At 38.8% G+C, this 1,543-nt stretch carries 1 protein-coding gene; it reads right to left on the minus strand.

Annotation, left to right across the window (positions count from 1 at the left end):
- Nucleotides 1-135: 135 nt before the first annotated feature.
- On the minus strand, nt 136-1,419 hold the full coding sequence (locus LKW28_RS22795; protein ID WP_229142703.1) for an IS110 family transposase: 1,284 nt from the start codon (nt 1,417-1,419) through the stop codon (nt 136-138).
- Between the last annotated feature and the right edge of the window lie 124 nt (nt 1,420-1,543).

A 1,543-nucleotide genomic window follows, 5' to 3' on the forward strand; every position in this document is an offset into this window, starting at 1 on the left:
TGAGGTGGAGGTCGGACATGCTCCTATGCTAGGTCATATGCCTGAATGGATAAAATAAACTCCGACTCTGCACTATTGGTATTTGTCGTGTGATTTAAAGTAGTATTCTGAAATAGTTATAAAAATAACTTAGTTTTAAGCAGCTTGTAATGTGTTGTTTTGAGGTAAACCTTGCAATAACTTGGAACCATCAAACTCACACTGTTTTTGACCAATGACAAATAAAACACGTAGTAGCTTACAACATAGGGCAATGAGTGACTGTTGCTTTTTTAAAGGGCGTTCAGAACGATTGGTATAATAATGATGCAAAGCCTTAAAGGTTTCATTATGAGCGACGAGTGGACGAATGGCTTGGTATAAGGCCCTTCGGAGCCCACTTCTTCCCCGTTTAGTGATTCTAGTTTGCCCTTTGAATTTTCCGGAACTATGTTCGCGTAATGAAAGCCCTGCTAGGTTAACTAATTGCTGTGGATGGCTATATTTGCTTATATCGCCAATCTCGGCAAATAATTTGGCAACTGTTATTGCACCTAAACCATTTATATCAATCATTTGCTTGGTGCCTGGTATTGTAGTTAGAATAGCTTCTATTTGATTGTCTAACTGTTCTAGTTGCTCTTTATAAAGTTCGTATTGGCGGATTAGAAAGTCCAGTTCATGTTTGGCAAACTCAATACCAATCTGAATACCAATGCTCTTCTTAGCAGTTTCTACTAGCTTAGTCGCTCGTTTGATTCCAACTCCTCGTTGTACAAAAGGTTTCCATTTTGAAAGAACCTCATCAGGCTCCATTTCAATTATTTGAGAAGGAAACGGGAATAGTTTAAGCGTACATAAGGCAGCTTTCCCTTCCCAGTCACCAAAAACATCAAAGAACTCTGGAAAATAACGCTGAATTACGTTTTGAATTCGTCCTTCTGTAATCATAAGCTGCTGGATGAGTTGATCTCTTACTTTGACGCCCTCCCTTAGTTCGGCATAAATGCCATCTAAAAGATTTGGTACGGAGTATCGTCCATCCTTTATCAGCTGTGCAATTACTTTGGCATCCTTTGTATCATTTTTCGTTGGAGAGTTGTCATCAAGCTCTTTGGATTTCTTGACATGCATTGGATTGACCAATACAAAGTCATAGCCTTTAGTGGTAAGAAAGTAAGCTAAATTAAGCCAGTAATGCCCAGTTGGCTCAACACCAAATATCACATGATTTTTTGCATTTTGTTCTCGGTGCCGTTCCACCCATTCCAATAATGATTGGAAGCCATGGATTCGATTTACAAAAACCAAACGCTTTCCAAACTCGATGCCACGATCATCTTGTGCCCGTGCTACGTGTTTGTCTTTGGCAATATCAATGCCAATTACTAATGTTGATGGTGTGATTTGCGAGATTTTTTGATTTTGAGTATAATTCATTTTGAGTCCTCCTTGGTTACTTAAATTAAGGGTCCATTTTTTGCTTCGAAGCTTTGGACACCTTGTATCATACCAAGGGGACTTTTTTTGTTCAAACCTCAAATTTCTTCATTACAGGAATGCT

This window comes from Bacillus sp. REN16 (assembly GCF_020731355.1).
Taxonomy (GTDB): domain Bacteria; phylum Bacillota; class Bacilli; order Bacillales; family Bacillaceae_L; genus Ferdinandcohnia.